This is a genomic window from Mycobacterium sp. OAE908, assembly GCF_017872775.1.
In the GTDB taxonomy this organism is placed as follows: Bacteria; Actinomycetota; Actinomycetes; order Mycobacteriales; family Mycobacteriaceae; genus Mycobacterium.
In genome coordinates this window covers 1,299,216-1,322,681 of sequence record NZ_JAGGJL010000001.1, presented here as the reverse complement: position 1 = coordinate 1,322,681, position 23,466 = coordinate 1,299,216, and the positions used below count along the sequence as shown (strand labels likewise).

General features: G+C 65.6%; 23 protein-coding genes. 12 read left to right on the top strand and 11 right to left on the bottom strand.

What is annotated here, in order from left to right:
- Positions 1-181: 181 nt before the first annotated feature.
- Positions 182-1,237: a glycosyltransferase gene (locus tag J3E61_RS06390; RefSeq protein ID WP_210082987.1), complete on the bottom strand. Its 1,056-nt coding sequence runs from the start codon at positions 1,235-1,237 to the stop codon at positions 182-184.
- Complete coding sequence (locus tag J3E61_RS06385; RefSeq protein WP_210082986.1) at positions 1,227-2,612, bottom strand: hypothetical protein; 1,386 nt, start codon at positions 2,610-2,612, stop codon at positions 1,227-1,229. The genes J3E61_RS06390 and J3E61_RS06385 overlap by 11 nt, the downstream gene beginning before the upstream one ends.
- A 113-nt stretch (positions 2,613-2,725) precedes the next feature.
- On the opposite strand from J3E61_RS06385, the gene J3E61_RS06380 reads away from it, so the two are divergent.
- The 3 genes from J3E61_RS06380 to J3E61_RS06370 all read left to right on the top strand — a co-directional run bounded on the left by J3E61_RS06380 (position 2,726) and on the right by J3E61_RS06370 (position 7,573).
- Entirely contained in the window at positions 2,726-4,240 is a 1,515-nt protein-coding gene (locus J3E61_RS06380; protein WP_210082985.1) for a polysaccharide biosynthesis tyrosine autokinase, read from the top strand.
- Between the two features lie 189 nt (positions 4,241-4,429).
- Positions 4,430-6,286 (top strand): polysaccharide biosynthesis protein, encoded by a 1,857-nt coding sequence (locus tag J3E61_RS06375; RefSeq protein WP_210082984.1) that lies wholly within the window; start codon positions 4,430-4,432, stop codon positions 6,284-6,286.
- A gap of 105 nt (positions 6,287-6,391) precedes the next feature.
- On the top strand, positions 6,392-7,573 hold the full coding sequence (locus J3E61_RS06370; protein WP_210082983.1) for a polysaccharide biosynthesis C-terminal domain-containing protein: 1,182 nt from the start codon (positions 6,392-6,394) through the stop codon (positions 7,571-7,573).
- Here the strand turns inward: J3E61_RS06370 and J3E61_RS06365 are convergent.
- Positions 7,539-8,903, bottom strand: a complete 1,365-nt coding sequence (locus J3E61_RS06365; RefSeq protein ID WP_210085456.1) for a serine hydrolase — start codon at positions 8,901-8,903, stop codon at positions 7,539-7,541. The genes J3E61_RS06370 and J3E61_RS06365 overlap by 35 nt on opposite strands.
- Positions 8,884-9,207 carry a mycobilin-forming heme oxygenase MhuD gene (gene mhuD / locus J3E61_RS06360; RefSeq protein WP_192724419.1) on the bottom strand — a complete coding sequence of 108 codons (324 nt, stop codon included), beginning with the start codon at positions 9,205-9,207 and terminating at the stop codon, positions 8,884-8,886. Before mhuD ends, J3E61_RS06365 begins: the two co-directional genes overlap by 20 nt.
- A 25-nt stretch (positions 9,208-9,232) precedes the next feature.
- Between mhuD and J3E61_RS06355 the strand changes: the two genes are divergently transcribed.
- Positions 9,233-10,003, top strand: coding sequence for an alpha/beta hydrolase (locus J3E61_RS06355; protein WP_210082982.1), 771 nt, complete (start codon positions 9,233-9,235; stop codon positions 10,001-10,003).
- On the opposite strand, the gene J3E61_RS06350 is transcribed toward J3E61_RS06355, so the two are convergent.
- Positions 9,977-10,231 carry a hypothetical protein gene (locus J3E61_RS06350; RefSeq protein WP_192724417.1) on the bottom strand — a complete coding sequence of 85 codons (255 nt, stop codon included), beginning with the start codon at positions 10,229-10,231 and terminating at the stop codon, positions 9,977-9,979. The two genes, J3E61_RS06355 and J3E61_RS06350, sit on opposite strands and share 27 nt — an antisense overlap.
- Positions 10,232-10,302: 71 nt before the next feature.
- On the opposite strand from J3E61_RS06350, the gene J3E61_RS06345 reads away from it, so the two are divergent.
- On the top strand, positions 10,303-11,289 hold the full coding sequence (locus J3E61_RS06345) for a helix-turn-helix domain-containing protein (RefSeq protein WP_192724416.1): 987 nt from the start codon (positions 10,303-10,305) through the stop codon (positions 11,287-11,289).
- Here the strand turns inward: J3E61_RS06345 and J3E61_RS06340 are convergent.
- Together J3E61_RS06340 and J3E61_RS06335 are read right to left on the bottom strand one after the other, a co-directional pair.
- Positions 11,286-12,650 (bottom strand): adenylate/guanylate cyclase domain-containing protein, encoded by a 1,365-nt coding sequence (locus tag J3E61_RS06340; protein WP_210082981.1) that lies wholly within the window; start codon positions 12,648-12,650, stop codon positions 11,286-11,288. The genes J3E61_RS06345 and J3E61_RS06340 overlap by 4 nt on opposite strands.
- 54 nt (positions 12,651-12,704) lie before the next feature.
- Entirely contained in the window at positions 12,705-13,604 is a 900-nt protein-coding gene (locus tag J3E61_RS06335; protein ID WP_210082980.1) for an A/G-specific adenine glycosylase, read from the bottom strand.
- Between J3E61_RS06335 and J3E61_RS06330 the strand changes: the two genes are divergently transcribed.
- Both J3E61_RS06330 and J3E61_RS06325 read left to right on the top strand, forming a co-directional pair.
- Positions 13,603-14,223, top strand: a complete 621-nt coding sequence (locus J3E61_RS06330) for a carbonic anhydrase (protein WP_192724413.1) — start codon at positions 13,603-13,605, stop codon at positions 14,221-14,223. The genes J3E61_RS06335 and J3E61_RS06330 overlap by 2 nt on opposite strands.
- Positions 14,224-14,282: 59 nt before the next feature.
- On the top strand, positions 14,283-15,059 hold the full coding sequence (locus J3E61_RS06325; protein WP_210082979.1) for a hypothetical protein: 777 nt from the start codon (positions 14,283-14,285) through the stop codon (positions 15,057-15,059).
- Here J3E61_RS06325 and J3E61_RS06320 read toward each other — a convergent pair.
- Positions 15,056-15,634, bottom strand: coding sequence for an XRE family transcriptional regulator (locus tag J3E61_RS06320; RefSeq protein WP_192724411.1), 579 nt, complete (start codon positions 15,632-15,634; stop codon positions 15,056-15,058). The two genes, J3E61_RS06325 and J3E61_RS06320, sit on opposite strands and share 4 nt — an antisense overlap.
- A gap of 137 nt (positions 15,635-15,771) precedes the next feature.
- Here J3E61_RS06320 and J3E61_RS06315 point away from each other — a divergent pair, with 137 nt between their 5' ends.
- Positions 15,772-16,683, top strand: a complete 912-nt coding sequence (locus tag J3E61_RS06315; RefSeq protein WP_192725210.1) for a hypothetical protein — start codon at positions 15,772-15,774, stop codon at positions 16,681-16,683.
- A gap of 2 nt (positions 16,684-16,685) precedes the next feature.
- Here the strand turns inward: J3E61_RS06315 and disA are convergent, their stop codons facing one another.
- Genes disA through J3E61_RS06300 form a run of 3 tightly spaced genes read right to left on the bottom strand, consistent with a single transcriptional unit; the run spans position 16,686 to position 19,786 of the window.
- Positions 16,686-17,768 (bottom strand): DNA integrity scanning diadenylate cyclase DisA, encoded by a 1,083-nt coding sequence (gene disA / locus J3E61_RS06310; protein WP_192725209.1) that lies wholly within the window; start codon positions 17,766-17,768, stop codon positions 16,686-16,688.
- A gap of 44 nt (positions 17,769-17,812) precedes the next feature.
- Positions 17,813-19,198 (bottom strand): DNA repair protein RadA, encoded by a 1,386-nt coding sequence (radA, locus tag J3E61_RS06305; RefSeq protein ID WP_210082978.1) that lies wholly within the window; start codon positions 19,196-19,198, stop codon positions 17,813-17,815.
- 33 nt (positions 19,199-19,231) lie between these two features.
- Positions 19,232-19,786, bottom strand: a complete 555-nt coding sequence (locus J3E61_RS06300; RefSeq protein ID WP_210082977.1) for a hypothetical protein — start codon at positions 19,784-19,786, stop codon at positions 19,232-19,234.
- Positions 19,787-20,081: 295 nt separating this feature from the next.
- Between J3E61_RS06300 and carD the strand changes: the two genes are divergently transcribed.
- From carD to rlmB, 4 genes are read left to right on the top strand one after another with little or no spacing between them, the layout of a single operon-like run.
- Positions 20,082-20,570 carry an RNA polymerase-binding transcription factor CarD gene (gene carD / locus J3E61_RS06295; protein WP_043400059.1) on the top strand — a complete coding sequence of 163 codons (489 nt, stop codon included), beginning with the start codon at positions 20,082-20,084 and terminating at the stop codon, positions 20,568-20,570.
- Positions 20,571-20,575: 5 nt separating this feature from the next.
- Positions 20,576-21,055 (top strand): 2-C-methyl-D-erythritol 2,4-cyclodiphosphate synthase, encoded by a 480-nt coding sequence (locus tag J3E61_RS06290; RefSeq protein ID WP_210082976.1) that lies wholly within the window; start codon positions 20,576-20,578, stop codon positions 21,053-21,055.
- Positions 21,056-21,110: 55 nt separating this feature from the next.
- Positions 21,111-22,514 (top strand): cysteine--tRNA ligase, encoded by a 1,404-nt coding sequence (gene cysS, locus J3E61_RS06285; RefSeq protein WP_192725208.1) that lies wholly within the window; start codon positions 21,111-21,113, stop codon positions 22,512-22,514.
- Positions 22,515-23,459, top strand: a complete 945-nt coding sequence (rlmB, locus tag J3E61_RS06280) for a 23S rRNA (guanosine(2251)-2'-O)-methyltransferase RlmB (protein WP_210082975.1) — start codon at positions 22,515-22,517, stop codon at positions 23,457-23,459. It begins immediately after the preceding gene.
- Positions 23,460-23,466: the final 7 nt, after the last annotated feature.

Sequence of the window (23,466 nt, the reverse complement as noted above, 5' to 3'; positions counted from 1 at the left end):
GATGAGGGCGCTTTGCAGCAGATCGACGTACCGATCACCGACGTCGACGGCTCCGACCCGCTCGGCAGAGGGCTTTGACAAGGGGCACTCCTCAAATGGCCACCGCCATTTTATGCGCCACCGTCAATAACGCGGGTGCTTTCGTTGCTGTCAGCGAAGTTCTTGAGACGGCGGCCGCGCGTCAACTTGAGTGATCAAGCACTGCGTTGCGCCACTGCGCGGACCACGCCGCAAAGCTGTAGCCCTCGCACACGCGGTCCCTGGCCCTTCTGCCCATCGCCGCGCGCGACTCGGCAGAGGCGTCCAGAATCGAACCGACCGCGTCGACCCATTCTGACTGCGACGTCGCCGCCAGCCCGCCCAACGCATCCACCACCTCGCGATTGGCGCCTACCGGCGAGGCCACAATCGGTAGCCCGGCCGCTCCGTATTGCAGCAATTTGTAGGCACATTTCCCGACGCTGTACGGATCCTCGCGCAGGGGAGCCAACCCGACCGCGGACATCGACAGATGCTTGGTGAAGTCGTCCAGGTTCCACGCGATGCGATCGGTCATCGCCGCCAGCGGCCCGAGCGGGCGATCACCCGAACTGATGACCTTGAGCCTGGCCCCGCGCCGCTTGTTCAACTGCAGAAGCGCGTCGGTGATCGCGGTGAGGTGATGTTCAGTGGTCGGCGACCCAAGCCAGACGAGAGTCGGGGACTCGTCCAATTCGTACGACGAGGGGCACTCGTACATGTCGGGTTCGACACAACTGGGAATCATGACGACATTGGAGTTGAAGCGCGCCGCGGCGTTGGCCAGGTAGTCACTTCCCGCGATGACGCAATCGGCAGCTGCGACTGAACGCGCCCACACTCTGGGCTTCGAAAGCAAGCGATGGATTCCGCCGCGGTCGTCCGCCCAAATGGCGTCATCGAAATCGTACGAGCTGTGTTTCGCCCTGCGTAGCAATCGGGTTTCGACTCCGCCTCTGCTGAACGGCGTCGCCTCTCGCGACATCAGTAGGTTGTCGATCCGCCGTGACCGACCAGCAAGCCGTATCCGTGCCTCGGCCGCGGGTATTCGCGTCCAGTTGGCCAGCACTGTCCTGCCGAAAAGGTTTGGCGTGCCGAGGTAGTCGTAGTTCGTCGTCGACAAGCCGAGGTGCGTGATCCAGTCATGGATCCGGACGCGACTGCTCGATCCGGCGCGGCCATACGTCGCGACTGTGGTGAGTGGCGCGCTAGTCGCCACCAATCGCCCCCGCCCGGCCGGCGGCACGCCGGCCGCTGATGCTCCTACCGAACGCCTCGAAGTATTTCTGCTTCCACGAGTTGGCGTCGGAACTCGAGGGGCGGTCGTCGCGCTGCTGCGGGTCGAGTAGCGCGTTCGCGACGCCGACAACCAGTGCGAGTCCCCACCCGTGGCCGACGGCCTGCAGGTACGGGTTCGACGCGTTCACGATCAGAAGCGCCGCAGCGCCGGTCGCCGATGCGACGAGCACGGGCAGATGCTGGGGGCATGCCCTTGCCGCACGGCGGATTCCGACAATTGCTGCCACCCCTGCGGCCGTCACGAGTGCAAAGCCCACCAGACCGGATGTGAACAGCAACTGGTGGTATTGCAGTTCGAACAGGTATGGCCGGTCCACGGCACGGTAGTACCCGCTGGGCAACCGTGCGCCCAATCCGTAACCGAATAGCGGCTTTTCGGCAAAGGCGGTCAGCAGTTGGGTGGCCTGGATGTCCCGCTCGATGTCGCCTGCCCCTTTGACACCGATGGTGGGCCGGCCGATGTCGAAGAACACGAACGCGGCCTGCGACATCGCAGTCAGAACTCGCCGAACGACCAAGAAGTTGGCAGCAATCGCGATGCCGATGAGAAGAAGTGGGACCGCGGCGACTACCCGCAAATCGATATCGCGGGGTCGGCCGCGCCGCACGGGCGTTGGTCGCAGCGCCCTCATGAAGAGGAACGCGATGATCGGAGCCATGATCGCGACCACGGCGATCGCACGCCGTCCGGAAACCAGCGCTGCAGTGATGCATACGGCAGAGGCGACGGCGAGCAGCCACCGCGGAGGTAACAAGCTGTCTTTGCCTGCCAGTAGACCGGCGGTCACCAATGGTGCCGCAGCGGCCAGCGAGGACAAGCTGTAGTAGCGGATGTGGCTGCCCTCCGCCGTGAGGCTGAACCCCGCTCCCTGGGCACGCACCAACCAGTCAGGAATGAGTTGCGGAAGGATGCCATCGTTGCCCCAGGTGTACAGCACGATGGTGCCGCCCACCAATGTCGCCGTGATCGTAATTGCGAGCAGAGCGTCGCGAATTGCGGTCCGGTCCAAGGAAATTGCCCACAGCCCCCAGATGATGAAGCTGCCGAACCACACCCAGCATTCGTGTGAAAGACCGGGTGCCGAGTTGAATGATCCGATCACCGCGGCGATCGCGCCAGCGAACACAAATAGCAATCCACTCACTACGAATGGTTCGGCGACATATCGGCGAGACGACACCCGCCACAATGCCAGGGCGGCGATCACGGTCAGTGTCGGATACAAGGCATAGCCACTGGAAACCGGCCGCCAGACGATGTACGCCAAGGCGAGCGCGCTGACGAGTCGCACCATTTTCAACCCTCCGTGGGCTGCTGGGAGCATACTCTGCGCCAACGGCTGTGACCGCCCGTCTTTCGGCGGGAGCAACCGTGAATTGAAGAATTGAAACTGAAAGTAGTCCGGCAGTGAGTATCCGACGGCTCTTGGCGACGTTTCGGGATAACGCGCTGCTGATCGTCGCGGTCACCCTCGCCGCCGCCCTTGCGGGGCTTGCACTCTCGCTGCTGATGACACCGCGCTACGAGTCGCAGGCACAGATATTCGTGCAGACTGCCACCACGCCCGAATCCCCTGGCGGCTTGTATTCCGGAGGCCTGTACACGCAGCAACGAATGGCTTCGTACGCCCAGCTCGCGAAGAACCAACAGCTTGCGCAGAAGGTTGTCGACGCAACGAAGCTGCCGATCTCGGCTGCCGAGCTGGTCCGCGAAACCACAGTTCTGCCCGCGTCCGACACCGTGATGTTGACGATCGTCGTCAACGACCGGTCGCCGCAGATGGCCAGGGACCTGGCCAACGGACTTGCCGAACAGTTGGCGCAGCAGATCGCGGAGTTGGAGACACCGCCCGGTTCCACCGTCCCATCCGCCGACGCGTCGATAGTGCAAGAAGCGTTGCTACCCACGGCGCCGGTGTCGCCGAGGACGAAACGAAATGTCGCGTTTGCCGGCCTCCTCGGGTTGATCGTCGGCTGCAGCCTCGCCTTGCTCCGCGCCCACTTCGACACCCGGCTCAACGACCCCGCCGAAGTTGCCGAGATCACCGGGACGGAATTGATCGGGTTGATCCCATTCGACACCAAACGAACAAAGCAGCCGTTGATCGATTTCACGGCCGGGAATTCCGCTGCAGCCGAAGCATTCCGACAGGTCAGGACGAAGCTGCTCTTCGCCGATGTCGAACGATCCCCGCGCGTCATCACCGTCACGAGTGCCGGCTCGACCGAAGGCAAAACGATGGTCGCGATCAACCTCTCGGCGGCCTTGTCGGAGACAGGAGCCTCCGTCGTGCTGGTCGAAGGGGACCTCAGGCATCCGGCGGTGAGTGGTTACCTGGGCTTGGTGGAGCACGCCGGCTTGACCAGCGTCCTGTCCGGCGCCGCCGCAATCGACCACGTCATTCAGGAGCCCAAAGGCCACCACATCAAGGTGCTGGGACCTGGTCCCCGCCCGGCGAACCCAAGTGAGCTACTCGGTTCGCAGCAGATGCTGTCGGTCGTCGCCTCGTTGCGGAAGCAGTTCGACTACGTCGTGATCGACGCACCACCACTGCTGGCTGTCACCGACGGCGCCGTGTTGGCGACCCTGTCGGACGGTGTGATCGTCGTGGCCCGCCGTCGTCACACCAGGATCGACGAGCTCCGGGGCGCGGTCGGAATTCTCGAGGGTGTCGACTGCAACTTCCTTGGCACCATCCTGAACACAGTCACGACTCGCGGCGGTAAGCGCGGCTCTGATCGCGACAGCGCCTCCGCGCCACCCGCGATCGCACCGCACATCAAGCCCGACCCCGTCACGTCGCGAAAATCCTGGCTTCGATCAGCGGATCGTGGAAATCAAAACGGGCATCCGTCCCACACCCGGCACTCTGCACCAAGCGCGCGACGTCGTCCGAACGGCGAGGTACGGACGGACGGCTAGGTCAGAGCGACGCCCAACAGGACTGGTTCTGACCGAACACCGGCCGTCACACGCTACGAGTTCCTGCAGCCCTAGCGAAGCTGCCACCAGCCCAAGGTCCGCCTAAAATAGGCGTATACGTCAATTATGCGATTCTGGCTACCAAATGGACGTTACGATGACGAAGCGGGGAGCAGGTGGAGGTGGTAGATGGTACAAACCGTCGCGCCTCGCAGCGAACTGTCGTCGCCTACGTCCCTGATCGCGCCGGACTCGGCGGTGTGGTTCGTCTCTGTGATGGCCGCCGCGTGGGCCCGCCACGATTTCGGTTTCGCCGGCGTCGCCCCCCGGGCGACCGCGCTTGTCGCGCTCTTTGCGGTCGTGATCAATGCCGCCGTCGGATTCTGTGTACACATCTACCGACGCAGCTATGTGGCTGGCAGCTTCGACGAGGCCAAAATGATTGCGCTGAGCGTGCTCATCTCGGCGAGCGCGCTGCAGTGCGTCCTCCTTTTGGTCCACCCGGCGGATGTCCCTCGAAGTGTGCCGGTGATCGCCGGAGCGTGTGCACTGGTGGGCATGTGGGGAGTGCGGGTCATCGGTCGACTACGAGAGTATCGCCGCATCGATCGGATCCCAGCTGACAACGCGATAGTCCTTGGGGCGGGGAACACGGGCGTGCAGTTGCTGCGGCACATGCGCACCGACGCGACCTCGCCGTTCCATCCGGTCGCAGTCCTCGACGACGATCCGTCGAAACGCCGAATGCACATCGAAGGCATCGCGGTATCTGGAACACGCAAACACCTCGCGGCGGCGGCGCTGCGATCGAAGGCAAGTGCCGTCGTCATCGCTATCCCCGACGCGGACGGCGCCACCGTCCGCGAAGTCTCCGCGGAGGCGGCGGCTTTGGGAATGAAGACATTCGTTCTTCCCCGTTTTCGTGACCTGCTCCACGCGTCCGTCGAGCCTCGCCACTTGAAGGAAGTCGAGTTGGCGGACATCCTTGGGCGCGAACCGATTCAGCTCGACGTGGAATCGATATCCAGCCGCATTCGCGACAAGAGGGTTCTTGTGACCGGCGCAGGCGGTTCGATCGGCTCAGAGTTGTGCAGATTGATTCACGAATTCGGACCGTCGCGGCTGATCATGCTCGATCGCGACGAGTCCGCTCTGCACGCTGTCCGGATGTCGATCTACGCCGGGGCGCTCCACGCTGAGCCCGCCATCGCGCTGGCTGACATCCGTGATCCCGGCTCTCTGTCCCTCGCATTCGCCGAGCACCGCCCCGAGGTGGTGTTCCATGCCGCTGCGCTCAAACATCTTCCGATGCTGGAAGCCCATCCGCGCGAGGCGTGGCTCAGCAACGTGGTGGGAACCATGAACGTCTTGGCGGCAGCCCGAGCAAGCGGCGTGAGCACCTTCGTGAACATCTCGAGCGACAAGGCCGCCGACCCCATCAGTGTCCTTGGTAAAAGCAAGCGAATCGGTGAGCGCCTGACGTCCGGAGTCGAGGGCTGCGACGGCCTCTACGTGAGCGTTCGATTCGGAAACGTGCTGGGTTCGCGTGGTTCGATGCTGCCCACATTCGAGGCCCAGATCGCTGCAGGCGGGCCGGTGACGGTGACACACCCCGATGTCACCCGTTACTTCATGACCGTCACCGAGGCCTGCCAACTTGTGTTGCAGGCGAGCGCAATTGGACGTTCGGGTGAGGCGATGGTCCTCGATATGGGGGTGCCGGTGAAGATAGCTGACATCGCGAGGTTGCTGATCGCACGGTCCGGCAAAGCAGGCATCGATATCGTGTACACCGGTTTGCGACCCGGCGAAAAGATGCACGAATGCCTTTTCTCAGCCGACGAGCCGCGGGACTTCCGCCCCGTCAACCCCCTGATTTCGCACGTCCTCGTGCCGCCACTTACGTTCGAACTAACGGGTTCTCAGCTCGATTCCATCGCCACACCCAAGTGGGTGCGGACGATAATGAATGCCCTGGCCTCCAGAAGTACAGTCACCGATACCAACTCGACCATCGCCGGTGATCCCATCGCAATCGCTGGTTGATCCCGGCCAGCCTACCGTCGCGTGATGATCCGGTCGGTGCGGACCCTACGAACGTCGGTCGTGCGACCGGAAGTCCGTGTCGTTGCGACCCTTGGCATTCAAGCGATGTCAGCAACAGTTCTCTCGGTACTGACGGCGCGGTGGCTCGGCCCGACAGACCGAGGGGTTCTGGTCACGTTCATCGCGGCCTCGACATTCTTGATGCTCATCGGGTCTGTGGGCGTGCCAACCGGCGGACGGGTACTCCTGGCCACCCGCCTAAGCCTTGACCGATATATGTCGATTGCGCGAACACTGTCAGTTCTGCACGTCGTCGGGTCGGCCACCGTCGGCCTGGGAATCCTCTGGCTCTCAGATGCTTTACCCGACACCGTGGTAGCTGTTCTCTTCGTCGCGAACGCGGCATCGCAGTTGTACGGCTACTTTCAACGTGAAGGCTTGCACGGCTTCGGATTTCACGCCACCGCGATCTCCGGCGAACTGATCTGGGCGACGGTGCAGATCGTACTGGTCGCTACGATGCATCTGATTGCCGGTTTGAACATCGACATGGCGTGCGCGGCCGTGCTCGCGGGATCCGTCGCGCAGAATCTGTTCCTCTGGAGGCAGATTCGCAGGATCCGATCCGCGGCACCCCCCGTCGTCGATCGATTGACGTTCGCCGACATCGTGCGGTTCAGCTCGCCGGCGGCAATCGGAGTGTTCTGCCAGGCATTTGCTTACCGCGGCGATCGGTTGATTCTCGCGACGTTGGCCACAACGGCGGCCGTGGGAATCTACAGCGTCGCGGCAACGATGGCTGAAGTCGTCGGCCTGATGTCGCTTGGAGTGTCGCAGGTTGTCTTCCGTCGCATGGCGGTAACCGGAACGGGATTGTGGTACAAGCACATTCGCAACGTTGCGATGCTGCTGACGGTTTGCGGTTGCGCGGCGATGGCGCTGGCGTCGCCGTACCTCGTTTGGCATGTATTGGGCCCTGCCTATGTGGGAGCAATCAGCGTCAGCTACGCGCTGATCGCCGCAATGGTTCCGCTGGCCAGTTACAACTTGGACATCGCCGCGCTCAGTGGTCTTGGCAGGCTCGCAAGCGCACGCCGAATCAACGTGGTGGGCGCAAGCATTCTTCTCATCTGTTGCGTGGTGACAGTCCCGTTCCTGAACCTGTGGGGGGCGACCATCTCGACTGTCGCGGCCTACTGCGTAATGGCGCTGCTCGCCCGGCGCGAAATCGCCCGCAGCACATCCGGAAGGGTCAGCCGACGGGAATCAGACCGAACGCCTGCTTAGCGATCGACAGCAGCCAGCCCGCCGCGGTATTGCTTCGGAAACTCGCCCAGTTCGTCTGAAAGCTGACCACCCAGGGCTGGCCGGTGCGGTCGACCGCATACCAGCTGAACGTCATGTCGCCGGGCAGGTTTCCGGCCTTGGCCCCGATATACGGCCACTTCGAGGAGTCCAAATCGATGCCAGGCACGTTGGAAAGGATGTCTTTGACCGGTGCCGCCGCACCGACCGCCGCGGTCTGCAGCGCGGCGTGTACCCGGCAGATGTCGGCGGCACTGCCGTACCACTCGGCACCGTAGATGGACGCCGGTGTGCCGGTGCGGGCTGGATCTGGTTCGTAGGGGCTGGAATTCGTCTGCTCGAGCAGCTGCGCACGAACTTGGGGGGTGGCTTCCTTCCACTGCTCGCGCAGATCCGGCTTGCCCCAACCGATCGAGAACAGTTCGTGCATGGTCGGAAACGGCGTCATGCTGGCCGGGTCGTGATGACCGGCCGCGACGAGCGCGCGCTCGACGGCCCTGGGGGTCAACCGCTCGATCAGCAGGTCGGTCGCCATGTTGTCGCTTGCGGAGATCATTTCCTGGGCGGCCTTGCGCACGGGAACCTCTGTGCCCGACGGCAGCTTGCCGAGAGTGGCCGATCCGACCTTCTTGGCTTCGTCAGTGATGGTGAGTTGGTCGGTCCAGTGCAGCGTGCCTGCCTTGACGGCATCGGCAACCGCAAGCAGCACATACAGTTTCATGATGGACGCCAACGGCAGGGACAGGTCCGCGTTGGCGCTGGCGATCGCCTCGCATTTGCCGTTATCGACTTTGGCGACTTGATACGAGTAGCGCGCACCGGTCTTCGCAAGCACCGCGTCGATATCGCGCCAGTCGGTGATCTTCGGGGGTTGTAGCTTGACCGCGAACCGGTCGACGAAACCGTCTGCGTTGGTGCGCAATTCGATGTCCTGCGCCGCGCCGTAGGGCGTCAGCGTATGCACTGTCGCCTGTCCCGCGCGGATCTCGATGCCAGCCACCGTGATCGGTCGATCCAGCCAGAGGTTGCCCATGGCCGAGGTGACGCCGTTGACCTGATCGGGGGCGGCCATCGTGGCCACTCCGACGGTTCCGATCGGCCATTCGGAGTTGATCATGTCGATGGTCTGCTTGGCCCGCAGACCCTGGGGCGTGTTGATCTCGATCGGCGCGCCGTACGTCGTGTCCGCCACCGGCGCGGGCGCTGCGGTCTTCGCGCAGCCACACGCCAGCGCGACGACTAGCGCCGCGGCGATCGACAGGCTGGCCGCGGCGCGCGCGCTACGCCGAGCCTTACTTGCCGGCGCCCGCAACGTCCAGGACAACCTCGAACTCGAGGAGAGAGGCCCCCGTGGCCACCGGGTTGGCGGCCTGGCCCTTGTGCGCCTCGATGGCCGGGCCGGTCGCCCACGCCTGGAACGCCTCTTCGGATTCCCACTGTGTGACGACGAAGTAGCGGTCTTCGCCCTTGACCGGGCGCAGCAGCTGGAAGCCCAGGAAACCGGGCTGGTTGTCGACCGCGTGCGCGCGGTGAGCGAACCGCTTCTCCAGTTCCGGTCCTGCGTCGGGCGGGACCTCGATTGCGTTGATCTTCACCACTACGTTTGGGCTCGGCATGCCGCCCAGGTTACCGTGCGCTGCCATGGCCCCCGACCTGCTCACCCCGCGCGGAGGCGACGGTGATCCGCTGGTCCTGGTGCATGGGCTGATGGGGCGGGGCAGCACGTGGTCACGTCAGCTGCCGTGGCTGAGCCGCCTCGGTGCGGTCTACACCTACGACGCACCGTGGCACCGTGGCCGCGACGTCGGCGACCCATACCCGATCAGCACCGAGCGCTTTGTTGCCGATCTCGGCGACGCGGTCGGCGAACTGGGCCGGCCTGCCGTGATGATCGGCCATTCGATGGGCGCGCTGCACTCGTGGTGTCTGGCCGCGCAACGGCCCGACCTTGTCAGCGCATTGGTGGTAGAGGACATGGCACCGGACTTTCGCGGTCGCACCACCGGGCCGTGGGAACCGTGGGTGCATGCGCTTCCGGTCGAATTCGCCACGGCCCAACAGGTTTACGACGAGTTCGGGCCGGTCGCCGGTCAGTATTTCCTCGAGGCGTTCGACCGGACTGCGACGGGCTGGCGGTTGCACGGCCGCCCCAGTACGTGGATCGAAATCGCAGCCGAGTGGGGCACCCGCGACTACTGGTCGCAGTGGAATGCGGTGCGCGTACCCGCTCTGCTCCTGGAGGCGGGTAACTCGGTCACGCCCGAGGGACAGATGCGCAGAATGCAGGAAACCGGCTACCGGGCAACGTATTTGCACGTGCCCGGCGCCGGTCACCTGATCCACGATGACGCGCCTTCGGTTTACCGGCAGGCGGTCGAAGAGTTCCTAGCGACGCTCACCGCTGGCGCCTGAGGCGGGCCAAAACGGTTGCTTCTCAAACCGTGAGCGGATCGCATCGACGTCGTGTGCGATGCGGAAGCCGTCACGATCGTCCTCGAACAGCCGACCCACCATCGGGGCCGACCACCGGAACTGATCGAAGCGGATACGAAGCGAGTCAGAGCGATGGGCGGCCCAGCTGAGCGCCGCTGCCACCGCGAAGGGGGCGATCAGGATGAGGAGTGAGAGTGCAGTGGTCATGGCAGTAATGCTCCGCTGATAAAAATCCAGCCAACAGTGGCAGGAAGGACACCTTGCGATAAAATGCTGCCATGGCATTAAAGAGCGTATCTGCACTGGTGCTGGACGGTCTAGCGGTTTTTGAGTTCGGCGTGATCTGCGAGGTCTTCGGAATCGACCGGTCAGCCGACGGTGTCCCCAACTTCGATTTCAAGGTCTGCGGGCCGGAGCCGGGCAAGGCGGTGCGGACGTCCGTCGGCGCCACCATCACTCCTGACCACGGTCTCGACGACCTCGTCGGCGTGGACCTGGTTGCGATACCGGCGATCAGCAGCCAGTTCGGCGGCTACCTGCCGGAGGCTCTCGAGGCGGTGCGAAAGGCCGCCGATTCGGGCTCGATCATCCTGACGGTGTGCTCTGGTGCCTTCCTTGCCGGGGCAGCCGGCCTGCTCGACGGCAGGCCGTGCACCACGCACTGGATGCACGCAGACGAACTGGCCCAGATGTATCCGACCGCCAAGGTCGATCGCAACGTGCTGTTCGTCGACGACGGCAATCTGATCACGAGCGCGGGCACTGCGGCGGGCATCGACGCCTGCCTGCACCTGGTGCGACGCGAGCTGGGCAGCGAGGTCACCAACAAGATCGCGCGTCGAATGGTGGTGCCCCCGCAGCGCGACGGTGGTCAGCGTCAGTACATCGACCAGCCCATCCCGGTGCGATGCTCGGAAGGGTTTGCGCCGCACCTGGATTGGGTCCTGAGCAACCTCGACAAGCCGCTGACGGTGGCGATGCTGGCGCGCCGGGTGAACATGTCTGCGCGCACCTTCGCCCGCCGATTCGTCGAGGAGACAGGGCGCACCCCGATGCAATGGGTGACCGATCAACGGGTGCTGTACGCGCGTCGACTGCTCGAGGAGACCGATCTCGACATCGACAGGATCGCGGACCGGTCAGGCTTCGGCACCGCCACGCTGCTGCGCCACCACTTCCGCAGGGTCATCGGCGTCACGCCGTCGGACTACCGCCGCCGGTTCGCCTGCGGTGGCCCGTGCGAGGAGGAGGCCGCGACGGCCTAGCGGTGCTCAGCGCGGCTTCCGACCAGGCCGTAGACCCGCCAGCGGCCAGGTACGCCTTTGAGTTCGTGACCGCCCCGTTCGGAAAACCTGCGCCGCGACCCGGTGACGATCTCCCGTACGGTCGACGACACGAGCACCTCGCTCGGTGCGGCGAGTGCGGCCACCCGAGCGCCGATGTGGACCGCCATTCCGGCGATGTCTTCGCCGCGCACCTCAACCTCACCGGCGTGAATGCCGACGCGGACTTCGATCCCGAGCAGACGAACAGCGTCGACGATCGCTTCCGCGCAATCGATCGCGACGCTGGGGCTGGTGAATATCGCGACGAAACCATCTCCGACCGTATTGACCTCCCGACCGCCGAACCGCTTGAGTTCGTGACGGACGACGTTGTCGTGGTTGTCGAGAAGCGCATGCCAGCGGTCGTCGCCAAGGGCGGCGGCCCGTTCCGTTGAACCGACGATGTCGGTGAAAACGATTGTGGTGAGTACACGTTCGGCATCGGATCCGCCGCGCACGCCGGTGATGAATTCCTCTATTTCGTCGAGCATCGGTGCGCTGTCGCCGACCCAGTACAGCGAATCGGCTCCGGGGAACTCGACGTAGCGCGATCCTGCGATCCGCTCGGCAAGGTATCGGGCGTGGCCCACCGGAATGAATATCGCGTCCCTTCGATGCAGAATCAGCGTTGGCGCCGTGACGCGCGCGAGCGTGTCGCGCACATCGGCCGCGGCGACCACCTGGGTGAGAGCACGGGCCATGCTCGGCGACGCGGCGCGATTGCCTGCGTGGTCCCACCACGTGCGGAATGCGTCGTCGTCCGCGACGGTCGGTGCAACGTATCTGAGAGTGTCAAAGCCCCGTTCTACGGCATCCGGCTCCATCGCGACCGTCATGAATGGATTGGCTGCGCTGATGTCCGCGCCAACCGGGTAGTCCGGCGCTTGCACCATCCGCGACGTGCCGTTGACGATCAGCAGGCTGCGCACCCGCTCCGGGTAATCGGCAGCGAGCACGATTCCGGTCATCGCAGAGAAGCTCGGCGCGAAGATCGCAGCCTGCTCGCAGCCAACGGCATCCATGACCGCGAGCGCGTCCGCGACCCAGAAAGCAGGCCCGACGACATCCATGGAGGGCACTCGCGAGGAAAGGCCGGTGCCGCGGTGGTCGAACCGGATGACACGGTTGAATGATGCGAGCCGCCGATGGAAGCGGTGAAACGAAGGCTCGTCGTCTATGGAGTCGACCGGGGTGAACGGTCCCGACAGCATGATGAGGTCGCTCGGCCCGTCGCCGAGGACCTGGTAGGCGATGTCGATGTCACCACAGCTGGCATACCGAGTACGCAGAACCTGCGCCACAGCCTCAGGCTAACGCCACCGACCCGGCTCTAAACCCGTTGTGCAAATTGCCCGCTAGTCGCCTTCGCCGGCCAACGCGAAACGGCCGTCGGCCGTCTGCTCCACCAGGCCGTCGACGAGCAACGAATCCAGCGCCCGGTCGCGCTGCGCGGTGTCGGTCAGCCACGCCACGTCCAGCTCGGCGCGCGAGACCGGAGAGTCGTTGCCGCGCAACACATCCAGCAGCCTGCCCCGGACCTGACGGTCCGTACCCGCGTACTTCTGCACGCGGCGGCCCTCGGTGCCGGGCGGATAACCGAGCGTCCGCCACGCGCACGCGCTCAACGGGCACAGGCCGCACTTCGGCGAGCGGGCCGTGCACACCGTCGCACCCAGTTCCATCAGCGCAACCGAAAACCTCGGCGCATCAACATCATCGGGCAACAACGCGGCGACGTCGTCGAGGTCGCGCGGTGACGAAGAGGCGGCCGCGTCGGCCCTGCCGTGCACCGCCCTGGCGACCACCCTGCGCACATTCGTGTCGACCACCGGCACTCGCTGCCCGTACGCGAAACAGGCGACGGCCCTGGCCGTGTAGGCGCCGATGCCGGGCAACGTCAACAACGTCTCGACGTCCGAGGGCACCCGGTCGTCGAACTGCTCGGCGATCACCGTCGCGCATTCATGCAGGCGCTTGGCCCGTCGCGGGTAGCCGAGCTTGCCCCACGCCCGCAACACATCGGCCGCGCTGGCCGCAGCGGTCGCCGATGGCGTCGGCCAGCGATCCACCCAGGCCAGCCAGATCGGCTCGACCCGCGAGACCGGCGTCTGCTGGAGCATGAACTCGCTGACCAGGATCTGCCACGGCGTTACGCCTGGTCGCCGCCACGGCAGGTCACGCTGCGCGTGCGCAAACCAGTGTGATAACTCACGTGAATCGATCACCGCCGGATACTCCGGCAGAATGTCGGCCATGCCGAACACGAGCCCGTTGACCGCTTGGAAAGCACTCAAAGAAGGTAACGAGCGATTCGTCGCCGGTAAGCCATTACACCCGAGTCAGAGCATCGAGCATCGCGCCAGCCTGGCCGAGTCCCAGAAGCCCAACGTGGTGGTGTTCGGCTGCGGGGACAGCCGGGTGGCTGCGGAGATCATCTTCGACCAGGGCCTCGGCGACATGTTTGTGGTGCGTACCGCCGGCCACGTCATCGACTCGGCGGTCCTCGGCTCGATCGAGTTCGCTGTCACGGTGCTCAACGTGCCGTTGATCGCGGTGCTCGGCCACGACAGCTGCGGTGCGGTGAAGGCGACCTTGTCGGCGCTGGACGAGGGCGTGGTGCCCGGTGGCTATGTCCGCGACATCGTCGAACGGGTGACCCCGTCGATCCTCGCGGGCCGCCGTGAAGGGCTGAGCAGGGTGGACGAGTTCGAGGCGCGGCACGTCACGGAAACCGGTTCGCAGCTGCTTGCGCGCTCGACTGCGATCGCCGAACGGGTCGCTTCCGGCGACCTGGCGATCGTCGGCTTGACGTACCACCTGTCCGACGGTCGGGTGGTGTTGCGGGATCATCTGGGCGACATCGGCGAAGGCTAACCGCCGACACGCCGAGTCACCTCGGACGGGGCGGCATGACCTGCCCTTACCGTGAAGATGTGCTGGATCTAGAACCGCATGGCCCGCTACCGAGGCAGATCTACTGGCGTCGGAGGGCACTCGCGCTCGGTATAGCGGTCCTCGTCATCGGCGTCATCGCCGCAGTGGTGGTGATGGTCGTCATGAACAGCACGAGCCGCCCTGCAGAGCCCGCCGAGAAGCCGGCGCCCACCCAGGCGGCCGCGCCGACCCCGCTTCCCGGGGAGAACCCCGAGGTCAAGACGCCGGTGATGCCGCCGGCACAGCAGGCCCCTGCGCCGACCCCAACGCCGACCGCTGCCGTCGTACCGCCGCCGGTGCTCAAGGAAGGTGACGACTGCCCGGACTCCACGCTCGCGGTCAAGGGCATCACCAACCAGCCGCAGTACGTCGTCGGCGATCAGCCGAAGTTCACCATGGTCGTCACCAACATCGGCCTGGTCGCGTGCCAGCGAGACGTTGGCGCCGCGGTGTTGGCCGCCTATGTGTACTCGCTGGACAACCAGCGGCTGTGGTCGAACCTCGACTGCGCGCCGTCGAACGAGACACTGGTCAAGACGTTCCAGCCCGGCGAGCAGGTGACGACCGAGGTGACCTGGACAGGTATGGGCTCAGCACCCCAGTGCCCGCTGCCGCGTCAGCCGATCGGGCCCGGCACGTACAACCTCGTCGTGCAGCTGGGCAATCTGAGATCGGCAACGGTGCCGTTCATCCTCGCGCCTGCTGCGGCAGCACCCCCACCGGGTGAGCAGCTTCCGCAGGCCGGGCCCGCGCCTGCGCCGCCGCAGGGTGGCTAACCGGCGTTCTCGACCAGTTCCCCGTCCCAGCCGTTGACGTGTGACTCCTCGGCCACTTCCGCGGCCGGCTCAGGCTCCGGTTCGGCAACGTGGGGCCGGAGGTGCTCGGTACCCGGGACCCCGCCGAGAGCCGCGATCGCTTCGGTGATCTTTTCGGCTTCCTCGGCGGTGGGGGTGGCGCCTGCTTCGAGCTCGTCGAGCAGACCGGTGCGAAGTCCCGCGCCGTTTTCCACTTCCGTCGCAGAGAGCTTGGCGTGGACGCGGGTGGCGTACATCTGCAGGCCAAGGCTGGACCCCGGCGCCGCCGCGGCGTGCTCTACCAGCGACTCGTAGCGGCGCCGAACATTGCTCAGCGCGACGATGACCGCGGACGACGGCCTGCTGGTGCTTGCTGCCTCCGTCAGCGCGGCGCGCAACTTTCGCAGACCTGACAGGACCACGTCCGCGCGAGCATGAAACTTTCGGTCCTCTTGGAACGGCAACGCGTCGATCGCCGCCGTGTACATGTGCATCGCCGCCTCGGAGAGGTCGACGATGATCCCCGAATCACCTTCCTGTGACGCGGATAGTGCCATGGGCCCTCAATTCTCTAGCGGGTCAATCCGATAGCGGTGATTACTGGTCGACCCTAGCGGTCTGAGGCAGACGGCTCGACTGGTGCGGCCTAGTCTGAACCAGCATGGCCGCAGGCTCGGGCGAAGGGGAGACCACGATGACCGGATTGGTGCAATCCACCAGGGCCACCGAGGATTCGGCGCTTTCAGAGGTGCACGCACCCCCAGCCCCCGCGGCACCAGTTAGCCCTGAACCCAGTCGGCAGGGCTGGCACCCGGTCGGATGGTTTGCTTGCGGCATCGCGGGCCTTCTCGCGATTGCGTGGTTCATCTTCTTCAGCCGCGGCGAGCTCGGGTCGAAGGCCGAGTGGTTCTTCGGTGCGGCCGTGTTCTGCGTTGTGCTGGTGACCATGTGGCAGACGCTGACCGTCCAGCGCCAGGCCAATCGGCACGCGGCGGCGGCCGCCGAACGGCTGCGCGTCGAGCTGGTGGCCGCCGAGGAACGCACCGCGCGCGAGATCGCGATGACACAGGCGTTGCACAGAGTCGAGATGGAAGCACGCGAGAAGGTGTTCCGCGCGGAGGTCGAGGCGCAGCGCGAGCTGGCTCGCATCGAGCGCATGCATCTGCTCAACCAGCTGCAAAAGCAAGCGATGGTCGAGGTGTCGCGCGCCGTCAACGGGCACACCCAGATGCTCGCCACGCTGTGGAACGAGGGTGCCCGCATCCTGCGCATCGAGGACCGCGATGAGCGCGAGCAGGCGATGAACCCCATCTTCGAGCAGATCAGCCGGGTGGTGAACGACTTTTCCGTCGAGATCAGCAACGCCAACGTGCTGATCGAAGACGATCGCCTGCACCGCTCGCTGAACCAGGTCAACGAGGCTGCCGTGATGGCGATCCGGGTGGCCGAGGATGTACACGACGCGGTCGTCGACGGCCGCACGCCGAAGGCGGATTCAATCAGAACCGTGCAGCGGATCATGCAGACCAGAGCCGCAGAAGCCCGCAGCCTGGCGTGGGAGTTGCTCCGCAACGGGCTCGACAACTCAAGTGCGGCAAGGGAATAGGCCTAGGCCAGTCGGTCGGCGATGGTCGACTCGGCCAATTGAGACAGGCCTTCCCGGATGTGGCGGGCCCACATCGAGCCGATGCCTTCCACCGACTGCAGGTCGTCGGACGTCGCGGCGAGCAGTCCCTGCAGTGAGCCGAATGACCGCACCAGCAAGTCGACGTGAGCGAATTGCAGGCGCGGAATGCCCGCCATCGCGCGGTAGCCACGCGAGCTCATCGCCGAATCCTGCGCTTCCGCAGTCGACGGATAGCCGAAAACCCTTGCCAGCGTGGTGAAGTCGAGAAGTTCGTTATCCGAAAGGGAGTCGAGCTCCTCGAGCGTGGCACTGACTTGAGCGGCGGTCGGCGGATCGGGGTTGGCGTGGTAGTCCCGCACGATCAGCTCGCGGGCAGTGTCGTTGTCGCCGACAAGCTCTTCCAGCTGCAGCTTGAGCTGGCGTCCGTCGGTGCCGAGTTCGACGACGTCGGAGTCGATTTCGAGGCTGATGCGGCGAACCATCTCCAACCGCTGCACGACGGTCATCACGTCCCGCAGCGTCACGAAGTCCTCGATCTCGGCGGTCGAGAGCTGACGGCTGACTTCGTCGAGGCGGGTCTTGTAGCGCTCCAGCGTGTCGATGGTCTGGTTGGCCCGCGACAGGATCGCGGCCGAATCCGGGATGACGTGGCGCTCGCCTGCGACATACACCGTGACGATGCTCATCGAGTGGCTCACCGAGATGACCGGATAACCCGTCTGGATCGCGGTGCGCTCGGCGGAACGGTGCCTGGTGCCTGATTCTTCGGTTGGAATCGACGGGTCGGGCACCAGCTGCACATTCGCCCGCACGATGCGGCCGCCGTCGGTGGAGAGGATGACCGCGCCGTCCATCTTCGACAACTCCCGCAACCGGGTCGGCGCGTAACGGACGTCGAGCTCGAAACCGCCGTCGCAGATGCCCTCGACGCTGTCGTCATAGCCGATCACGATCAGCGCGCCGGTGCGGCCGCGCAGGATGCGCTCCAGCCCGTCGCGCAGCGCGGTACCCGGCGCCAGTCGCGCGATCGTTTCCCGCAGGGTCGGGCGTGCCAACTGCACCACGTTGCGACTCGACCTGCCGCTCGCCTTGACGGCCATGCCTCCTCCTAGGGTCGGCCGGCGTCAGTCTGACTGATTTCCCGTAACACCCGCAACGCGGTCTGGATGTTGTCGGCGGGAAGAGCCCGCAAACCTGCAGGGGCCGCGGTGACACCGGCGGGCACGACGGCGCAGCCGAAGCCCAGCCGCGCCGCCTCCGAGAGCCTGCGGTCCATGCCACTGACCCGGCGCAGATCGCCTGCCAGGCCTACCTCGCCGATGGCCACCGCGTTGGCGGGCATCGGGAGGTCGGTGTAGGCGGAGGCGATCGCAAGCGCCACCGCGAGATCCGACGACGGGTCGGTCAGCCGCATGCCGCCGACCGTCGACAGGTAGATGTCGTTGGTGCCGACGGGCAACCTGGCGCGCTTCTCGAGCACGGCGGTGATCATCGCGGCGCGCGACGAGTCGATGCCGCTGACCGCTCGGCGCGGCGATCCGCTGGCGGGTGACCCGATGAGTGCCTGCACTTCACCGATCAGCGGCCGCTTACCGTCGAGCGTGACGGTCACCGCGGTGCCCGATACCGGTTTCGGCCGCTGGTCGAGGAACAGTCCCGACGGGTCGGCCACACATTCGATCCCGTTGTCGTGCAACAGGAAACAGCCAACCTCGTCGGCCGCGCCGAACCGGTTCTTCACGCCGCGCACCATCCGCAGCGCCGACGCCCGGTCGCCCTCGAAGTGCAGCACCACGTCGACGAGATGCTCGAGGGAACGCGGCCCGGCGATTGCGCCGTCCTTGGTGACGTGGCCGACCAGAAGCATTGCCACACCGGACGTCTTGGCGGTCATGGTCAACGCGGTCGTCACTGCCCGCACCTGGGTGACGCCGCCGGTGACGCCGTCGACTTCGGTAGTCGACATGGTCTGCACCGAGTCGACGACGACAAGGCTCGGCTTCACCTCGTCGATGTGGCCGAGCGCCATCTGCAGATCCGACTCGGCGGCCAGGTAGACCTCATCGTGGCTGCAGCCGGTGCGCTCGGCCCGCAGCCGGATCTGGCCGGCGGACTCCTCACCGGACAGATACAGCGCCCGCCTGCCCGTCTGCGCCCAGCGGTGGGCGACCTCGAGCAGCAGTGTCGACTTGCCGACGCCCGGGTCACCCGCGAGCAGGGTCACGGAGCCGGGGACCAGACCTCCGCCGAGCACGCGGTCCAATTCGCTTACGCCAGTGTGGAAGTGGCGGGTAGTGCCGGGGTCGATCGAGCTGATCGGCACAGCCGGCGAAGTCGGCGCGACGGCGCGGCGCGTGGCCGAACCATTGACCGCGGCCAGCACCGCGACTTCATCGACGGTGCCCCAGGTGCCGCAATCGGGACAGCGGCCGACCCATTTCGGGGTCACGTGGTGGCATTCCGAGCAGCGGTACTGCGAACGCGCTTTAGCCACGCCGTGACCGTAACCGGTCGGACCGACAGATCCTTACTGGTGACCGCCCGTGTCGCCTGCTTCCGCGGCGGCTTCACGCCGCGGTTGCTCACCGGCCGAGATCGGCACCTGCACCGAGGTCTCGCCCGCCTTTTCGAAGGTGAACGTGAGCTTGTAGGTCAGCCCATTGGTGATCGGCTTCGACAGCGCGACTGTTGCCTTGACGGCCTCGGCCTTTTCGGCGGCCTCCAGCGGCGCGATCTGGCCGTCGGGCTCGCCGACCACCAGCACGCCGTTGGCTGGCACCGAGGTGTCGCCGGACAGGCTGACCGTGCCGATGTCGGTGGTCACCGAGAGCAATTTGTCGTTGACGTCCGGCGAGTTGTTGGCGGCGACGAACAACAGCTCGGCGTCGCTGCCCGGCTGGACGTAATCGGTGCTCTGCGCGGCGCGCAGATGGATGTTGCGCAGCGCGATCGGCCCGACGGTGGCGAGCGTGCCGTTCACAGCGGGCTCCTGCGTCGCGGTCTGGGACACCTGGCCTGCGCCGCAACCGGAAAGGGCGACGGCGGCGGCAACCCCGCACGCGGCCAATATGAAGCGGTTCACGCGCAACCTCCTGCTCGGCCGACTACGCGACCGTGGCGCGGCCGCTCTCGATTCGACTATGCACAGTAGTAGGTGGCGGTTGGCGGCGGTAGCTGAGGGCGCGAGGGTGCTTCGCAGCTACCTCGACAGGGTCGCCGCGCCGCAAGAAATGCCGCGTCAACCAGCCCTGGTGTTGCACGGTTTCGTCACCCTGTCAACCCCTGGTCTTCACCTGCGGTGCCCCTGACCTGCATAGTTGATCGGCACCTGTCTGAGCCCCGTGTTAGCATTGAGGGGTGAAAGGGGCTCGAATCTGATGATTTTTAAGGTCGGAGACACCGTTGTCTATCCACACCACGGTGCTGCATTGATCGAGGCGATCGAAACCCGAACCATCAAAGGCGAACAAAAGGAATACCTCGTCTTGAAGGTTGCCCAGGGAGATCTCACCGTTCGAGTGCCCGCAGAGAATGCCGAGTATGTCGGGGTTCGCGATGTCGTCGGGCAGGAGGGCTTGGACAAGGTTTTCCAGGTGCTTCGTGCCCCGCACACCGAAGAGCCGACGAACTGGTCTAGGCGGTACAAGGCCAATCTCGAGAAGTTGGCCTCGGGCGACGTGAACAAGGTCGCCGAGGTGGTCCGTGACCTGTGGCGTCGTGATCAGGAGCGCGGGTTGTCTGCCGGCGAGAAGCGGATGCTGGCCAAGGCGCGTCAGATCCTGGTCGGCGAGCTCGCGCTTGCCGAGAACACGGATGACGCCAAGGCGTCGACCATCCTCGACGAGGTTCTGGCCGCCGCCTCCTGAAGGCCATGAGCGGCCTGCCCAGGATCGGGGTCGGCACCGACGTACACCCAATCGAAGCCGGTCGGCCGTGTTGGCTGCTGTGCCTGTTGTTCGACGACGCCGACGGTTGCGCCGGCCATTCCGACGGTGACGTCGCGTCGCACGCGTTATGCGATGCGTTGTTGTCCGCGGCGGGCCTGGGTGACCTCGGCGAAGTCTTCGGCACAGGGTGCCCGCAGTGGCGCAATGCCAGCGGCTCCGACATGCTCCGGCATGTCCGTGAGCTGTTGACCGCAGAGGGCTATCGGATCGGCAATGCCGCGGTTCAGGTGATCGGGAATCGGCCCAAAGTGGGGCCGCGACGCACCGAGGCGCAAAAAGTTCTTTCCGAACTGCTGGACGCCCCGGTATCGGTGGCTGCGACGACCACCGACGGCCTCGGGCTTACTGGCCGTGGCGAAGGTTTGGCTGCCATCGCGACCGCTCTGGTAATTCGCGCCGAATAGTGCCGGTAAGCTGGCCCGTCGTGAGCGGAGCGAACGGCAAGTCGGGGTGACCGAGTTGCGGCTTTACGACACCATGACCGGTGCCGTGCGCGATTTCGTGCCGCTACGGCCCGGCCACGCGTCGATCTATCTGTGTGGCGCCACTGTGCAGGGGTTGCCGCACATCGGACATGTCCGAAGCGGCGTCGCATTCGATGTGCTGCGCCGCTGGCTGATGGCCAAGGGCTACGACGTCGCTTTCATCCGCAACGTGACCGACATCGACGACAAGATCCTCAACAAGGCGGCCGACGCCGGTAGGCCGTGGTGGGAATGGGCAGCAACATACGAGCGGGCGTTTTCGGCCGCTTACGACGCGCTGGGGGTGCTTCCGCCCTCGGCTGAGCCCCGCGCCACCGGCCACATCACACAGATGGTCGAGTTGATCGAGCGGCTGATCGAGCGGGGACACGCCTACGCAGGCTCCGGTGACGGGGCAGGCGACGTCTACTTCGACGTGTTGAGCCTGCCCGACTACGGCAAGCTCTCCGGCCACAAGATCGACGACGTGCACCAAGGCGAGGGTCTGGCCAGGGGCAAACGCGACGAACGCGACTTCACGCTGTGGAAGGGCGCCAAGCCCGGTGAGCCGTCCTGGCCGACGCCGTGGGGCCCCGGCAGGCCGGGCTGGCACACCGAGTGTGTGGCGATGTGCGAGGCGTACCTCGGCCCAGAATTCGATATCCACGCCGGCGGCATGGATCTGGTGTTCCCCCACCACGAAAACGAGATCGCCCAGGCCGAGGCGGCCGGCGACCCGTTCGCCCGATTCTGGCTGCACAACGGCTGGGTCACCATGGGTGGCGAGAAGATGAGTAAGTCGCTTGGCAACGTGCTGGCGATTCCCGCTGTGCTGCAACGGGTTCGGGCCGCCGAGTTGCGCTACTACCTTGGCAGCGCGCATTACCGGTCGATGCTCGAGTTCTCCGAGAATGCGCTGCAGGATGCGGCCAAGGCCTACGCCGGGATCGAGGACTTCCTGCACCGTGTCCGCAACCGCGTCGGCGCGGTGGTGCCTTCAGAGTGGACGCCGAAGTTCGCGGCGGCTCTGGACGACGACCTGGCGGTGCCGATCGCACTGGCCGAGGTGCACGCCGCCCGCGCCGAGGGCAACCGCGCCTTGGACGCAGGCGATCACGACACGGCGCTGGCGCAAGCGATGTCGATCCGCGCGATGATGGGCATCCTCGGCGCCGACCCCCTCGACGAGCGCTGGGAATCCCACGACGAGACGTCCGCAGCGCTGGCCGCGGTCGACGTCCTGGTGCAGGCCGAGGTGCAGCGTCGCGAGGACGCCAGGGCGCGGCGGGACTGGGCCGAGGCCGACGCGATCCGCGACCGGCTCAAGGAAGCCGGCATCGAGGTCACCGACACCGCTGACGGGCCTCAGTGGGCGCTGCTCGACGGATACACGAAATAGATGGCCGGTAATTCACGGCGTCGGGGCGCGATTCGCAAACCCGGTACCAAGAAGGGGCCGACCGTCGGATCCGGTGGCGTGCGCCGTCGCGGGCTCGAGGGCCGCGGCGCCACCCCGCCCGCGCACATGCGGCCGGGCCACCCGGCGGCCAAACGAGCGTCGAAGGCACAGAAGCAACAGCAGGGACGGTCCGGTCGCAAGACCGACGACACCGAGATCGTGCTCGGCCGTAATCCGGTGCTCGAGTGCCTGCGGGCCGCAGTGCCCGCCACTGCGCTGTACGTCGCACTCGGCGCCGAGGCCGACGAACGACTCACCGAATCGGTGAAATTGGCTGCCGATTCCGGTATCTCGATTCTGGAGGTGCCGCGACACGACCTCGATCGCATCGCCGCCAACGGCCTGCATCAGGGAATCGCGCTGCAGGTGCCGCCGTACCAGTACGCGCACCCCGACGACCTCCTGACCGAAGCGACGAAGGACAGCGCTCCGGCGCTGATGGTGGCGCTGGACAACATCTCCGACCCGCGCAATCTCGGGGCGATCGTGCGTTCGGTTGCAGCGTTCGGCGGCCACGGCGTCGTGATCCCGCAGCGGCGTTCGGCGTCCGTAACCGCGGTGGCCTGGCGCACCAGCGCTGGTGCTGCCGCGAGGTTGCCGGTGGCCAGGGCAACGAATCTCAATCGGACACTGAAGGATTGGGCCGATGCCGGGCTGCAGGTGGTCGGCCTCGACGCGGGCGGCGACACCACGATCGACGAACTCGACTGCACCGGGCCGATGGTCGTGGTGGTCGGCTCCGAGGGCAAGGGCCTGTCGCGACTGGTGCGCGAGAACTGTGATGCCGTGGTGTCCATCCCGATGGCGGGGCCAACGGAGTCGCTCAACGCGTCGGTGGCCGCAGGCGTGGTGCTGGCCGAAATCGCCCGCCAGCGGCGGGGTTAGCTTCTCG

Bases quoted from the DNA above. Each gene is read 5' to 3' on its own strand.
- J3E61_RS06290 (WP_210082976.1), top strand. From the start codon at position 20,576: ATGAGCGGCCTGCCCAGGATCGGGGTCGGCACCGACGTACACCCAATC.
- J3E61_RS06375 (WP_210082984.1), top strand. From the start codon at position 4,430: ATGGTACAAACCGTCGCGCCTCGCAGCGAACTGTCGTCGCCTACGTCC.
- rlmB (WP_210082975.1), top strand. From the start codon at position 22,515: ATGGCCGGTAATTCACGGCGTCGGGGCGCGATTCGCAAACCCGGTACC.
- J3E61_RS06330 (WP_192724413.1), top strand. From the start codon at position 13,603: ATGCCGAACACGAGCCCGTTGACCGCTTGGAAAGCACTCAAAGAAGGT.
- J3E61_RS06385 (WP_210082986.1), bottom strand. From the start codon at position 2,612: ATGGTGCGACTCGTCAGCGCGCTCGCCTTGGCGTACATCGTCTGGCGG.
- mhuD (WP_192724419.1), bottom strand. From the start codon at position 9,207: ATGCCGAGCCCAAACGTAGTGGTGAAGATCAACGCAATCGAGGTCCCG.
- carD (WP_043400059.1), top strand. From the start codon at position 20,082: ATGATTTTTAAGGTCGGAGACACCGTTGTCTATCCACACCACGGTGCT.
- J3E61_RS06350 (WP_192724417.1), bottom strand. From the start codon at position 10,231: ATGACCACTGCACTCTCACTCCTCATCCTGATCGCCCCCTTCGCGGTG.
- J3E61_RS06320 (WP_192724411.1), bottom strand. From the start codon at position 15,634: ATGGCACTATCCGCGTCACAGGAAGGTGATTCGGGGATCATCGTCGAC.
- J3E61_RS06355 (WP_210082982.1), top strand. From the start codon at position 9,233: ATGGCCCCCGACCTGCTCACCCCGCGCGGAGGCGACGGTGATCCGCTG.
- J3E61_RS06370 (WP_210082983.1), top strand. From the start codon at position 6,392: ATGTCAGCAACAGTTCTCTCGGTACTGACGGCGCGGTGGCTCGGCCCG.
- J3E61_RS06335 (WP_210082980.1), bottom strand. From the start codon at position 13,604: ATGGCCGACATTCTGCCGGAGTATCCGGCGGTGATCGATTCACGTGAG.
- J3E61_RS06315 (WP_192725210.1), top strand. From the start codon at position 15,772: ATGACCGGATTGGTGCAATCCACCAGGGCCACCGAGGATTCGGCGCTT.
- J3E61_RS06345 (WP_192724416.1), top strand. From the start codon at position 10,303: ATGGCATTAAAGAGCGTATCTGCACTGGTGCTGGACGGTCTAGCGGTT.